This is a genomic window from Microbacterium sp. MYb64, from assembly GCF_002979495.1.
GTDB lineage: Bacteria > Actinomycetota > Actinomycetes > Actinomycetales > Microbacteriaceae > Microbacterium > Microbacterium azadirachtae_A.
The window spans coordinates 179,884-192,641 of record NZ_PCOW01000005.1; the positions used below are offsets into that span (position 1 = coordinate 179,884).

A 12,758-nucleotide genomic window follows, 5' to 3' on the forward strand; every position below is an offset into this window, starting at 1 on the left:
CCCGGCGATCAGCGGAGTCGCTGTGCACGAGGTGACCACTGGGGAGGTCGGCAATGGCGGGCGAAAAGCGACGCAACCATGCGCGCAAGGGTGACAGCGACTATGAGATCCCCTGGCTGCTCAAGGAGTTCTACGGCGCGCCGATCTGGGCCATCTTCGGCCTCGGCGTAGTGGTCATCGGCCTCGGCGCCGCGTATCTTATGCAGCGCTAGAGGCACTGCAGGTTTTCGCATTGTGAGATATGAAGCTGCGCGTTCCTGCCTTTATCGCGTCAGCACGATTCTGTTCCGATTCGGTGATTCGCAGCGATGAGCCCGGAGAGGGGCGAGGGGCTCGACCCCGACGGAGCGTTCGTCCTCGCAGAACGGCGGGCAAGCTGCTCAGCGGCCGTGCTCGGCGCCGGGAGTCCAGAGCAGATCCGCGCCCGCGCCCCGTGCGACCACGTGCCCCTCGCGGATCATGAGCGTCTCCGCGCCGAGCTCGCGGGCGAACGCCGCGTCGTTGCTCACCAGCAGAGCGGCCATCCCGCGCTCGGTGCGACGGCGCGTGATCGCGGCGAAGACCACGGGGCGCACCTCCAGATCGAGGTTCGCGAGCGGCTCGTCGGCGATCAGGACCGTCGGATCGAGTACCAGCGCTCGGGCGATCGCAACGCGCTGACGCATGCCCGCGCTGAGTTCATAGGGGAAGGACGCGGCGAGGCCCAGAGGCAGGTGCAGCTCATCCAGCAGCGTCGCCACCCGGATCGCCAGAGCCTTCACGTTCACGCGCCGCTCGCGCTGCAGGATCGGCTCCGCGATGGTCTCCTGCACGGTCAGCTGCGGAGTGAGCAGCGCACCGGCGTTCTGCGGCAGGTAGCCGGCCCGGTAGGTCAGCTCCCGCAGCCGGCGTCCCGGGTGGCGCACGGACACGCCGCAGACCGTGGCGGATCCTCCGACGACACGGATCGACGGATCGACGGCGCCTGCGAGCGCTCCGACGAGCGTCGACTTCCCGGATCCCGTCGCACCGGCGATGCACATCAGCTCCCCGGCGGGCAACGTGAAAGTCACGCCGTCGATCGCCCTCGTCGGCGCGGAATGCCCGATCCGGTCGATCACGATGTCCTCGCAGACGATCGCAGTGGATGCATCCCCCGTCGCACGTGCCATGCACCCCATCCTGCCCGATGCCTGAGGGCGCCGGGGCGTGCTCCGCGGCGGGCCTCAGTTCTCGATGAAGCGCTGACGCTCGGCGTCGATCTCGACGATGCGTCGTGCGATCGAACGGGCGCCGTCGGAATCGGCGGGCAGCCGCTGGATCGCGCCCAGCAGTTCATGCTTCTCCCGCTCCAGGCCGCGCACGATGAGGCGGCGGCACAGGTCCGTCGCGGACGCCCTGGCGCCCTGCTCGTCCCGCGCGGGGAAGGCCGCCATGAGCAGTTCCCCGCCCAGCCCGCGGTAGGGCTCGCGCACGGCGTCGACGGCCTGCAGTGCCCAACCCGGCCGTTGCCGATCGGGGAACTGCGCGATCGCCTCGCGCACCGCGTCGAGCGCAGGCACGGCGAACGGCGTGGTCATCGCGCGCTGGAGCAACTCGGCGTCGAGCTGATGACCGTACTGCAGCGCCCCCATGAGCGCGTCGCGCTCGAGCGGCGAGTCCCCCGTCCTCGGAAGGGTGGCGATCGTCACCACTGGCATCGGCGCGGCGGCCGGCGCATCGGGCGCACCGGGACGCGCTCCGGCAGCAGGGGCGGCCGCACGCTGATCGTGCGCACCGGAGTCGCCCTGGCGGCGACGCCCCTCATGCCGACGCACCTCGGCGTGCACGTCGGTGGGATCCATGCCGAGGCGCCTGGCGAGGATCCGCTCGTACTCCGGGCGCAGCAGGGCGTCTCGGATCTCGGCGACGATCGGCGCCGCCGCGCGCAGCGCGCCGACCCGTCCCTCCGCGGTGCTCAGATCGAACGAGGCGATCTTGCGGTCGATCACGAACTCGAACATCGGCACCTTGGCCGACATGAGCCCCCGTACGGCCTGGTCGCCGCGCTGCAGGCGCAGATCGCACGGATCCAGACCGTCGGGCGCCACCGCGACGAAGGTCTGCGCGTTGAACCGATCGTCCTCCGTGAAGGCTCGGAGCGCCGCCTTCTGCCCCGCCTCGTCGCCGTCGAACGTGAACACCACCTCGCCGGCGGCGGAGTCGTCGCCCATGACCCGGCGCAGCAGCTTGATGTGCTCGGCGCCGAACGCGGTGCCGCAGGTCGCGATGGCGGTGGTGACGCCAGCGAGATGACAGGCCATCACGTCGGTGTATCCCTCGACCACGACCACGCGCTTGGGATCGCCGCGCGAGATGTCTCGCTTGGCCAGATCCAGCCCGTAGAGCACCTGCGCCTTCTTGTAGATCGGCGTCTCGGGAGTGTTCAGGTACTTCGGGCCCTGGTCGTCGTCGTAGAGCTTGCGCGCGCCGAATCCGATGGTCTGACCCGTCACATCGCGGATCGGCCAGACCACGCGTCCGCGGAACCGGTCGTAGACCCCGCGCTGCCCGGAGGACACGAGCCCCGCGGCGGTGAGCTCGTCGCGGGTGAATCCCTGCGCGCTCAGGGCCTTGAGCATGCCGTCCCAGCCGCGCGGGGCATAGCCCACGCCGAAGTGCGCGGCGGCGCCCGCGTCGAATCCGCGCTGGCCCAGGAACGCACGCGCCGATTCGGCCTCGGGACTGAGCAGCTGACTGCGGAAGAACTCTGCGGCCGCGGTGTTCGCCGCATAGAGCCGACTGCGCCCGCTCGTCTCCGGCGCGGGCCCGCCGTCCTCGTAGTGCAGCGTGTAGCCGACGCGGCCGGCGAGGCGCTCCACGGCCTCGGTGAAGCTCACGTGATCCATCTCGCGGAGGAACGAGTAGACGTCGCCGGAGGCGCCGCACCCGAAGCAGTGGTAGTAGCCGACCTGCGGGCGCACGTGGAAGCTGGGGCTCTTCTCATCGTGGAACGGGCACAGGCCCTTCATCGACCCCACGCCCGCGGACTTCAGCGAGACGCGCTCCCCCACGATGTCGGCGATGTTGGTGCGCGACTTGACCTCGTCGACGTCCGCCTGCAGGATCCGCGGCATCAGTGGCCGCCGTGTTCGGCGGCGACGAGCCCGGCCCGCGATGCGTGCGCCGGGCGGGGCCTGGCGTGCCGGGGCGACCAGATGCCGACCTCGGCGGGGTCGATGTCCCCGACCAGGCGGTTGTGCCAGTCCACCGCGGTCTGGTCTGTGAGACTCGCGACCTGGTCGACGACCACCCTGGCCCGCTCGGCGTCGGATCCGGCGGCGTGGAAGTCGGCGGCGAACGCGGGCTCGAGCACGTCCGCCCCGGCCGTCCAGAGCGCGTCGGTGGACCACAGCGCGTCGGCCAGGCGCTTGAGCACCCGCCGCTGCTCCTTGTACACCCCGCGACGGGCGTCGATCGTGACGATCGCCTGACCCATGATCCCCTTCAGCACGGCGATCTCGGCTTCGATGACCTTCGGCACCACGACATGCGCGCTGTACCGGGCGAGGTTGGCGCCGGGGTAGGCCTCGCGGGTCGCGGAGACGGCGGCGCGCGCGAAGCGGCCGATCATGTCGCTCGTGAGGTTCTTCAGTCGCGCGAGATCGCGACGGGAACGGTCGAAGGAGGACAGCCACATCGGCTGCCGGGTGAGCCGGTACAGCGCGTCGGCGAGGTCCTCGCGGGTGAAGTCGTAGCCCACCCACTGCTGAACCCGCCCCACGAGCGCGTGGTGTTCCGCCGGATCCGCCAGCTGCGCCACGTCCAGGTAGCCGTTGACGATCGCATCCTCGAAGTCGTGCACCGAATAGGCGATGTCGTCGGAGAGATCCATGATCTCGGCCTCGATGCAGCGCAAGCGCCCAGGGGCGCCCTCGCGCATCCAGCGGAAGACGTCCTCATCATCCGGGTACACGCCGAACTTGAGTCGGCCGCCAGGATCGGGCAGCGGGCTGTCCACGGTCCAGGGGTATTTGCAGGTCGCGTCCAGGCTGGCCCGCGTGAGGTTGAGCCCGACCGAGCGGTCCCGGTCGTCGAGCACCTTCGCCTCGAGCCGGGTGAGGATCCGCAGGGACTGCGCATTGCCCTCGAAGCCCCCGATGTCCTCGGCCCAGTCGTTGAGCGCGCGCTCGCCGTTGTGACCGAACGGTGGGTGCCCCAGATCGTGGCTGAGGCATGCGGTGTCGACGACGTCGGCGGAGACCCCGAGGGCGACCGCGAGTTCGCGCCCGACCTGCGCCACCTCGAGGGAGTGCGTGAGCCGGTTGCGGGCGAAGTCCGCTGTGCTCGCGGGGCTCAGCACCTGCGTCTTCGCGGCGAGGCGGCGCAGCCCCGCCGAATGCAGAACCCGGGCGCGGTCGCGGGCGAAATCATCCCGTTCGGAGCGGTGGGTCTCGGCGAAGAAGCGAGCAGCGTCGTGCGCGTCGTAGCCGTCGACGAGCACGACGGCCTCAGCCGCCACTGTTCTCGACCTCGGCGCCGCGCATCATGTCGGTGACCTCGGAGGCGACGTCGCGGGAATCCAGCCAGCCGTCCGGCAGCGCCGTGCGCTTGGGCGTGCCCGCGCGACCGCGCTGCCCTTCGGCCGGTGCGCCAGGATACGGGGCGTCGCCCAGCGTGCCGAGGATGTCGTCGATCTCCTGCAGCGTCGAGACGCGGGCGAGCGCCGCCCTGGTCTCCCCGCCCACGGGGTAGCCCTTGAAGTACCAGGCCACGTGCTTGCGGACGTCCTTGCAGCCGCGATCCTCGTCCTCGAAGAACTCGACGAGGAGTTCGGCGTGCCGGCGGAACGCGTCCTTGACGAAGCCCAGGGTCGCGTCGACCTGCACGGCGTTCTCGTCGCCGAACGCACCGGCGAGATCTCCGAAGAGCCAGGGGCGGCCGAGGCAGCCCCTGCCCACCACGACGCCGTCGCAGCCCGTCTCCGCCATCATCCGCACGGCGTCGTCGGCACTCCAGATGTCGCCGTTGCCCAGGACCGGGATCGAGGTCACCGCCTGCTTGAGCTCGCCGATCGCCGACCAGTCCGCATGTCCGGAGTAGTACTCCCCCGCCGTCCTCGCGTGCAGCGCGACCGCGGCAGCCCCGGCGTCCTCCGCGGCACGCCCCGCGTCGAGGAAGGTGAGGTGATCCTTGTTGATACCCTTGCGCATCTTCACGGTGAGCGGCACATCGCCCGCGGCCTTGACGGCGCGGTCGACGATGTCGGCGAAGAGGCCGATCTTCCACGGCAGCGCCGCGCCGCCGCCCTTGCGGGTGACCTTGGGCACCGGGCAGCCGAAATTGAGGTCGATGTGATCGGCACGGTCCTCTGCGACGATGATCCGCACCGCTTCGGCGATCGTCTGCGGATCCACCCCGTAGAGCTGGATCGATCGCGGCGTCTCGCTCTCGTGGTGCTGGATGAGACGCATGGTGATCGCGTTGCGCTCCACGAGCGCCCGCGACGTGATCATCTCACTGACGTACAGGCCGGCACCGTACTCGCGGCAGAGTCGACGGAAGGCCGTGTTGGTGATGCCCGCCATCGGCGCGAGCACGACGGGGACGTCGATGCGCAGCGGGCCGATCTGCAGGGGCCGGACGGAAGCAGGGGCGAGAGTCATATCCTGTCCATTGTCCCAGATCCGGAGCCCCCGATCCCCGTCGCTCCTAGGCTTGGGGATATGTCCGACACTCCACTGCGCCAGATCCCGTTCACCGACGCCGCAGGCGACACCCGCACGCTGGACGATTACGGCACGGGTCCCGTGCTCGTCGTCAACGTCGCGTCGAAATGCGGTCTGACGCCGCAGTACGAGCAGCTCGAGGAGCTGCAGCGCCGATTCGGCGAACGCGGCCTCACCGTGGTGGGCTTCCCCTGCAACCAGTTCTTCGGTCAGGAGCCCGGATCCGTCGACCAGATCCTCGAGTTCTGCTCCACGACCTACGGGATCTCGTTCCCAATCAACGACAAGGTCAAGGTCAACGGCCGCAGCGCGGCCGACCTGTACAAGTCGCTCAAGGAGACCGAGGACGGTCACGGCAAGGCCGGGCGCGTGGAATGGAACTTCGAGAAGTTCCTCGTCGCGCCCGATGGATCCGTGCGGCGCTTCCGCCCGCGCCAGGTCCCCGACGACCCCGAGATCGTCGCCGCGATCGAGCACGCCTTGGACTGACCCCGCACGCGCGAGCGCTTCTCCCGGCCACCCCACTTGACCGCGAGACTCCATCTGGGCGACGAGACTGCACCCAATTCGTGCAGTCTCGTCGCGGAGATGGAGTCTCGCGGTCAAAGAGGTTCTGGCGGGGGCGGTCAGCCCTCGAGGACGGAGCCCGCGTCGGCGCGCTTGGCCCAGAGGTCGCGCAGGACTCCGGCGAACGCCTCGGGCGGCTGCGCGCCGCTGACGCCGTACTGACCGTCGATCACGAAGAACGGCACGCCTTGGATCCCGTAGGCCTGGGCCTGCGCCTGATCCGCTCGCACGTCGGCGAGGTGCCGCTCGGACCGCAGCGCCTCGAGAGCGGCGTCCCGGTCGAGCCCGACCTCCGCGGCGAGGTCGGCCAGGTCGTCCACGCGACCGACATGACGGCCCTCGATGAAGTACGCGGACATGAGCCGCTCCTCCATGTCGTGCTGGCGCCCCTGAGCCTTGGCGTGGTGCAGCAGCTCATGGGCCTTGACCGTGTTTGTGTGCTGCAGGAGGTCGAACCGGTAGTCGAGTCCCGCCTCCTTCGCGACGCCCGTCACGCGGTCGAGCATCTGCTCCACCTGCGCGCGCGGCATGCCCTTGTGGCCCGCGAGGAAGTCCGCCTCATCCCCTTCGAAGTCGACAGGAGTGTCGGGAGAGAGCTCGAAGGAGTGGAACGTGATCGTCACCTGCGGCGCGTCGTCGTCCTCTGCGGTAGCGGCGAGCCCCGCCTCGAGATTGCGCTTGCCGATGTAGCACCAGGGGCAGGCGATGTCGGACCAGATGTCGATCGAGATGGGTTCACTCACACATCGATTCAACCGCATGTTCTTCGGGGATATTCCGGATGCTAGCCTCATCCGATGCCTGCCGACCCTGCCGATCCCGCCTCCGCGCCGCAGCGGATCCTCATCGCCGGTGTGACGGGAAGCGGAAAGACCACCCTGGCGCGGCGGCTGAGCGCGATCCGCGGTCTCCCCCACATCGAGCTGGACGCGCTGTTCCACGGTCCCGGATGGACGCCGCGACCCTCGTTCCTGGACGATGTCCGCGCATTCGCCGGCACGGAGCGCTGGGTGACCGAGTGGCAGTACACCAGCAAGGGCACGGATCCGATCCTCGTTCCGCGCGCGGACCTGGCCATCTGGCTGGACTACCCGTATCGCGTCGTGCGGACGCGGCTGCTTCGGCGGACGATCTCACGGAGCGTTCTGCGCCGCGAGCTCTGGAACGGCAATCGCGAGAAGCCGCTGTGGGCCATGCTCCGCGAAGGCCCCGAGGAGAACATCCTGCGCTGGCAGACCACGACGCTGCACAAGTGGAGCGAGCGGATGCCCGAGATCTCCACGGAGCATCCGCATCTTCCGATCATGCGGTTCGGGCATCCGCGCGAGACGGAGCGCTGGCTGCGCGCGCTGCCGCGCCCGTCCTGACGCGCAGGCGCCGGACCGGCTCAGAACAGCAGCGCGCTCAGAACAGCAGCGCGGCGAGCCGCTTGCGTGCCGTGACGACGCGCGTGTCCGCATCGCCGACCAGGCCGAAGAGCTCCACCAGACGCTCGCGCACCCGACTCTGCTCGTCGGCGGGCACGGCGGTGAACAGGTCCAGGAGGCGGTCGAACGCATCGGCCACGTGGCCGCCCGCGACATCGAGGTCGGCGACAGCGAACTGCGCGGCGATGTCCGTCGGCGCTGCGGCAGCCGCAGCGCGTGCCTCGTTCAGATCGAGATCCTGCGTGCGGAACAGCAGCTGGACCTGCCCGAGGCCCGAGCGGGCCTCCTCATCCCGCGGATTCTCCGCCAGGGCCTTCTCGTACGCCTCGATCGCCGCAGCGAAGTCGCCGCGCTCGATCGCGTCGAAGGCAGCCTGGTGCAGCGGCGGAAGCGGCTGCTCGACCGGCTCGACGGGCTCGCCCTGCTCCGCTCCCTCACTGACCGGGATCGTTCCGGTCACACCGTGCTGCGCCGCGAGCTGGAGCAGCTGGGCGAACACCTCGCGCACCTGCTCCTCCGGCACGGCACCGGTGAACAGAGGAACCGGCTGACCGGCCACGAGGGCGACCACCATCGGGATCGACTGCGCTCTGAAGCCCTGGGCGAGCTGCGGATTGGCGTCCACATCGACCTTCGCGAGCACCACGCGACCCGCTAGTTCGGTCACGACCTTCTCGAGCACGGGACTGAGCTGCTTGCAGGGCCCGCACCACTCCGCCCACAGGTCGACGACGACAGGAACACTCTGCGACAGCTCGAGCACCTGCCCGAACGTGGCATCGGTGACGTCGAAGACCAGCGGGATGGCTGCGCCCTCCGCGGGCGTCTGCGCCGTAGCGTCGGACGTCGGCGCGGCAGGGCGATTGCGCAGCGAGGAAAGGTCGACGGCACCACGAAGGGCGGCGGCGGACAGCTCGGTCATTTGATCTCCGTCACACTCTGGAGCTGCTGGGACGCGGCCAGCAGCGTGATCTTCGCATCGGATCCCTGCGCGGGCACGGCGAAGAACAGCTGCACGCCGTACACCGACACGAAGCCGGCCGCCGACTGATCGACACCGGTCAAGGCCTTCGCCGAGGGGTTCTTATCCAGCTTGATCACGGCATCCGCCGATGTCGGCTTGATCGTCTGCGAGTCCTCGACCGTGACGGAGACGATCGCGCCGCTGTCGATGCTCGACATCGACACCGGCGCCTCGGTACCGGCTTTCGCCGCGAAGGCGAGAGTCGACGTGGTGTCGGCGTTGGCATCCTTGAGGGCCTGCACGACGGTCGCCCTGCTGTCCTGCACGGACTTGGCGAATGCGAGCGCCGACTTGTCGAACTTGTCGTAGAACTCGCTCTTGTCGCCCTGGTCGATCACGTTCGCGAACTCCGAGGCCAACTCGTCCGGCGCGACCACGAGGAACGGGGAGTCCGGCGGGGTCAGCTTGGCGCCCAGCCAGGCGGGGGCCATGTTCGGCAGCTTCGCAGATGCCTGCATCTCGGCGACGTGGGAGATCTTGTAGTTCGACCAGGGATCGGCCTGCGTCATCGTCATGATCAATGGCGCGACCTTGTCGTTGCTGCCGTGCTCCACGAGCATCAGCACGGTGCGCGGCCAGGAGTCGTACGCCTGCGGCACGAGGATCTTGACCTTGTCGGCCGGGATCGTCGCGGGCAGGGCGAAGTCTGCGACGCTCTTGTGAACGGCATACGCCGTCTTGCGCGCTTCGAGGGCCGAGCCCTCCAGGCGCGTCTCCGCCTTCGCCGCGTCGAGGTTCTTGTCGGCGTCGGCGAGCGTGCCGGAGATGCTCTCCAGGATCCGCGCGGCCTGCGCCTCGGTGACGGCCGGGGCCTGCTGACCCGCTTCGACGGCCTGGGTCTCCGTCGGCGTCGGAGTGGGCGATGCGGCGGGGTGCGGCCAGATATCCGGGGTGCACCCGCTGAGCAGCGCCGCGGTGACGCCCACCGCGGGAATCAGCAGCAGGGCGCGCCGGCGCTTCGGCATCGTGGCGCGTCGCTCCCGCACGGCTCCGTCCTGGCCGGCGGCAGGATCGGGTTCCGGCTGGGTCCGCGAGCCGGTCGCGTCGGTCGCCGGCACGGCGTCGGGAGCCGCGGCGCCCTCAGGCGCGGAATCGATGGCGGCACGGTCTGCCACGTCGATGGGCTCGGTCACGGGCAGGGGCGGCGGAGCCTTTCGGCGCGGGCCGCGGCCTCGGCGGGAGTGCCGGATCGCGAGCACGTACAGCACCAGCCCGAGCAGGAGGAAGATCCCGCCGGCGACCATGAGCGGTCCTGCCCACGGCGTCGCCGTGTCGAGCGGCCACTTCACAGCGACGTCGGACGGAGCTTCGGCCTTGCCATCGGAGGCGAGCAGCACGCTCACCCCTTCCGGCACCTGCATACGGTCGACGAGCGAGTTCTTGTCCGCGAAGCTGTCCAGCCACAGATCGGATCCCGCCGGGTCGCGCTGCACATCCTTGCCGTCTTCGCTCTTCGCCGTCGGCTCCACCAGCTTCGCAGTGGTCGTGGTGCCGTCCTTGGCGAGGGTGATCCGGTTGTAGCTCGTGTCGCTCAGCCAGGCCTCGAGGTCGGCCGTGCGGGCCTGAGCCACGAAGATCGTGCCGTCACCGTGCGCAACGAGGGTCTGCTCGCCCGGATGGGCGCGGAGCACGGCCGAGTCGATCACGGTGAACGCCTGCGGGGCCTTGACCGAGAGCTCAGCCGTCACGTCCTTGGGGCCGAGGAAGATGGTCCGCTGCGCGATACCCGTCCCGATCAGGACGGCCGCCAGCACGAAGGCCAGAACAGCCCATACAAAACGCACGAAAAATCTCCTCCGCGATCCTCGGGTAGGCGCCCGGGATCTCCGCTCGACGTTTCAGACTAGCGAAACGACCTGTATGGATGCCACGAGAGGCCCCTCCGCCTGCTCGGCCACGACCTCTGCCGCGATGCTCCAGGGCTCGGAGAGGTCTGCCGGTTAGGCTGAGGGACCGAGTCAGAAGGATCTCATGAAGCTGCACAATCCGTTCCGCACCGCGCTGGTGGCGACGCTCGGCGTGGGTCTGGGCATCATGCTCATCCAGAGCGTGCAGTCCCTGTCGACGATCCTGCTGTATGTCGGCACAGCGTTGTTCCTGAGCCTCGGCCTGGATCCGATGGTGAGCTGGCTGACCCGGCGTCGCCTGCCCCGGTGGGCTGCGGTGCTGATCACGATCGTCGTGGTGCTCGGGGTCTTCGCGGGCATCGTACTGATGGTGATCCCGATCCTGGTCAACCAGATCTCCCAGCTCGTCCAGCAGATCACCGTGATCGTCAACAGCGGCACGGCCCTCGCCGATTTCAAGCACTGGCTGGAGGGCCTTCTCCCCAATCTCGACGTCGACACCGTCTTCGGCTACATCAACGACTGGCTCAACAAGAACCTCGGCGACATCAGCAGCTCGATCGGCCAAGGGGTGATCGTGGTCGGGGGTGCGCTCTTCGCGGGGATCAGCGGCACGTTCATCGTGCTGATCCTGACCATCTACTTCACCGCCGCGATCCCCTCGCTCAAGGGCGCCGTGTACCAGGTGGTGCCCGCCTCCAAGCGCGACCGCTTCATCGACCTCGCCGAGCAGATCACCGCCTCGGTCGGCCACTACGTCATGGGCCAGGTCGCGATGGGCGTGATCAACGGCGTGCTGAGCTTCATCTTCCTGTCGATCATCCGCGCGCCCTTCCCCATCGTGCTCGCCGTTATCGCGTTCTTCTTCTCCCTGATCCCCCTCGTCGGCACGCTGACCGGCTCGACGCTCATCGTCCTGCTGTGCCTGATCCCGGGGCTCGGCTCTCCCCCGTGGGCCTGGCTCATCGCGGCCGCGTACTACCTCGTGTACATGCAGATCGAGGCGTACGTCATCTCGCCGCGCGTGATGAATCGTGCGGTCGCCGTCCCCGGAGCCGTGGTCGTGATCGCCGCACTGTCCGGTGGGGCGCTGCTGGGACTCCTCGGCGCGCTCATCGCGATTCCCGTCGCCGCCAGCATCCTGATCATCTACCGCCAGGTGCTGATCCCGAGGATGAACGAGCGCTAGCAGGTCAGGGCGCCGGCCACTCGCGCGCGAGAGGAAGAGCGGAAGGGTTCACCGCGGCGACGATCTCGTCCATCACGCGGCGGGTCTGGCTCTCCCCCACCCAGAGGTGCTTGCCGCCGTCCACCGCGATGAATTCGGCGTGCGGTATCGCGGCGAAGCGCTGCGCGGCCTCGGCCGGTCGCAGATAATCGTCGAGCTCGGGAACGAGCACCACCACCCGCCGGTCGTCGTGGGCCCAGGCGGCGACCTCGTCGGCGGTCGCCCGGTGCAACGGCGGAGAGAGCAGGATGACGCCCTCGATCTCGTGCTCGCGGCCGTACTTCAGCGCGAGCTCGGTTCCGAACGACCAGCCCACGAGCCACGGCCGGGGCAGGCCGCGCTCGCGCACGAACGCCATCGCTGCGGCCACATCGTTCCGCTCCGCCGCTCCGCCGTCGAAGACGCCTTCGCTCGAGCCCCGCGGCGAACTCGTGCCGCGGGTGTTGAAGCGCAGTACGGCGAGATCGGCCAGCGCGGGCAGTCGCGCCGCCGCCTTGCGCAGGATGTGCGAGTCCATGAAGCCGCCGGCGGTGGGCAGCGGATGCAGGGTGACGAGGGTCGCCACGGGATCGGCGGCCTCGGGCAGGGCGAGCTCGCCGACCAGGCAGAGCCCGTCCTCGGTGCGCAGCTCGATGTCCTCACGTCGCGCGGGCAGCGCACGGGGTCCGCGGATCTCCACGTCAGGTCCTCTTCCAGCAGCCGTTGTGCCAATGACGGCGCGCCGCGAGGTCAGCCGCATCGCCCAGCACGCCATCCGCGCGCCAGACCACCAGATGCGCCGTGGCCGCGGGGATCACGCTGCGGCACCCGGGACAGATGTACTCCTTCTGCGCCTGCGCCGCCGTCAGCGGCTGGACGTACCACTCGACGCCTCCACGCACCTCGGTGCGCTTCCACCCGGCGATCAGCCGGTCGAGCGAATCCTCGCGCGGGCGCTCTTGACGTCGTCGATGCGGGCGTGGCATGGGTGAGCGCCGC

At 69.4% G+C, this 12,758-nt stretch carries 13 protein-coding genes; 4 read left to right on the top strand and 9 right to left on the bottom strand.

Going from position 1 to position 12,758, the window contains the following annotated elements; all coding sequences use genetic code 11:
• Window positions 1–53 precede the first annotated feature (53 nt).
• The gene (locus CQ044_RS19520; RefSeq protein WP_181158209.1) at window positions 54–212 is read left to right on the top strand and encodes a hypothetical protein; all 159 of its coding nucleotides are present in this window, start codon (window positions 54–56) and stop codon (window positions 210–212) included.
• Window positions 213–380: 168 nt separating this feature from the next.
• Here the strand turns inward: CQ044_RS19520 and CQ044_RS07245 are convergent, their stop codons facing one another.
• The 4 genes from CQ044_RS07245 to dusB are packed head-to-tail and all read right to left on the bottom strand — an operon-like array spanning window position 381 to window position 5,624.
• Entirely contained in the window at window positions 381–1,151 is a 771-nt protein-coding gene (locus CQ044_RS07245; RefSeq protein ID WP_105687832.1) for an ATP-binding cassette domain-containing protein, read from the bottom strand.
• A gap of 54 nt (window positions 1,152–1,205) precedes the next feature.
• Window positions 1,206–3,095, bottom strand: a complete 1,890-nt coding sequence (gene dnaG, locus CQ044_RS07250; RefSeq protein WP_105687833.1) for a DNA primase — start codon at window positions 3,093–3,095, stop codon at window positions 1,206–1,208.
• Window positions 3,095–4,480: a deoxyguanosinetriphosphate triphosphohydrolase gene (locus CQ044_RS07255; protein WP_105687834.1), complete on the bottom strand. Its 1,386-nt coding sequence runs from the start codon at window positions 4,478–4,480 to the stop codon at window positions 3,095–3,097. Before CQ044_RS07255 ends, dnaG begins: the two co-directional genes overlap by 1 nt.
• Window positions 4,470–5,624, bottom strand: coding sequence for a tRNA dihydrouridine synthase DusB (dusB, locus tag CQ044_RS07260; RefSeq protein ID WP_045273190.1), 1,155 nt, complete (start codon window positions 5,622–5,624; stop codon window positions 4,470–4,472). The genes CQ044_RS07255 and dusB overlap by 11 nt, the downstream gene beginning before the upstream one ends.
• Before the next feature lie 60 nt (window positions 5,625–5,684).
• Between dusB and CQ044_RS07265 the strand changes: the two genes are divergently transcribed.
• Window positions 5,685–6,176, top strand: coding sequence for a glutathione peroxidase (locus tag CQ044_RS07265; protein WP_045273191.1), 492 nt, complete (start codon window positions 5,685–5,687; stop codon window positions 6,174–6,176).
• A 137-nt stretch (window positions 6,177–6,313) separates the two neighbouring features.
• Here the strand turns inward: CQ044_RS07265 and CQ044_RS07270 are convergent, their stop codons facing one another.
• Window positions 6,314–6,997 carry a DsbA family protein gene (locus CQ044_RS07270; RefSeq protein WP_105687835.1) on the bottom strand — a complete coding sequence of 228 codons (684 nt, stop codon included), beginning with the start codon at window positions 6,995–6,997 and terminating at the stop codon, window positions 6,314–6,316.
• 54 nt (window positions 6,998–7,051) lie between these two features.
• Here CQ044_RS07270 and CQ044_RS07275 point away from each other — a divergent pair, with 54 nt between their 5' ends.
• Window positions 7,052–7,621: an AAA family ATPase gene (locus tag CQ044_RS07275; RefSeq protein ID WP_105687836.1), complete on the top strand. Its 570-nt coding sequence runs from the start codon at window positions 7,052–7,054 to the stop codon at window positions 7,619–7,621.
• Between the two features lie 37 nt (window positions 7,622–7,658).
• On the opposite strand, the gene CQ044_RS07280 is transcribed toward CQ044_RS07275, so the two are convergent.
• Complete coding sequence (locus CQ044_RS07280; protein ID WP_105687837.1) at window positions 7,659–8,603, bottom strand: tetratricopeptide repeat protein; 945 nt, start codon at window positions 8,601–8,603, stop codon at window positions 7,659–7,661.
• On the bottom strand, window positions 8,600–10,489 hold the full coding sequence (locus CQ044_RS07285; protein WP_146116752.1) for a glycosyl transferase: 1,890 nt from the start codon (window positions 10,487–10,489) through the stop codon (window positions 8,600–8,602). Before CQ044_RS07285 ends, CQ044_RS07280 begins: the two co-directional genes overlap by 4 nt.
• A gap of 187 nt (window positions 10,490–10,676) precedes the next feature.
• On the opposite strand from CQ044_RS07285, the gene CQ044_RS07290 reads away from it, so the two are divergent.
• Complete coding sequence (locus tag CQ044_RS07290) at window positions 10,677–11,741, top strand: AI-2E family transporter (RefSeq protein ID WP_045273196.1); 1,065 nt, start codon at window positions 10,677–10,679, stop codon at window positions 11,739–11,741.
• A gap of 4 nt (window positions 11,742–11,745) precedes the next feature.
• Here CQ044_RS07290 and CQ044_RS07295 read toward each other — a convergent pair whose 3' ends face one another.
• Window positions 11,746–12,459 (bottom strand): alpha/beta hydrolase, encoded by a 714-nt coding sequence (locus CQ044_RS07295; protein ID WP_105687839.1) that lies wholly within the window; start codon window positions 12,457–12,459, stop codon window positions 11,746–11,748.
• Between the two features lies 1 nt (window position 12,460).
• A complete protein-coding gene (locus CQ044_RS07300; RefSeq protein WP_045273198.1) occupies window positions 12,461–12,745 on the bottom strand; it encodes a hypothetical protein in 285 nt (94 codons plus the stop codon).
• Window positions 12,746–12,758 lie beyond the last annotated feature (13 nt).

Bases quoted from the DNA above. Each gene is read 5' to 3' on its own strand.
- CQ044_RS19520 (WP_181158209.1), top strand. From the start codon at position 54: ATGGCGGGCGAAAAGCGACGCAACCATGCGCGCAAGGGTGACAGCGAC.
- CQ044_RS07245 (WP_105687832.1), bottom strand. From the start codon at position 1,151: ATGGCACGTGCGACGGGGGATGCATCCACTGCGATCGTCTGCGAGGAC.
- dnaG (WP_105687833.1), bottom strand. From the start codon at position 3,095: ATGCCGCGGATCCTGCAGGCGGACGTCGACGAGGTCAAGTCGCGCACC.
- dusB (WP_045273190.1), bottom strand. From the start codon at position 5,624: ATGACTCTCGCCCCTGCTTCCGTCCGGCCCCTGCAGATCGGCCCGCTG.
- CQ044_RS07265 (WP_045273191.1), top strand. From the start codon at position 5,685: ATGTCCGACACTCCACTGCGCCAGATCCCGTTCACCGACGCCGCAGGC.
- CQ044_RS07275 (WP_105687836.1), top strand. From the start codon at position 7,052: ATGCCTGCCGACCCTGCCGATCCCGCCTCCGCGCCGCAGCGGATCCTC.
- CQ044_RS07280 (WP_105687837.1), bottom strand. From the start codon at position 8,603: ATGACCGAGCTGTCCGCCGCCGCCCTTCGTGGTGCCGTCGACCTTTCC.
- CQ044_RS07290 (WP_045273196.1), top strand. From the start codon at position 10,677: ATGAAGCTGCACAATCCGTTCCGCACCGCGCTGGTGGCGACGCTCGGC.
- CQ044_RS07300 (WP_045273198.1), bottom strand. From the start codon at position 12,745: ATGCCACGCCCGCATCGACGACGTCAAGAGCGCCCGCGCGAGGATTCG.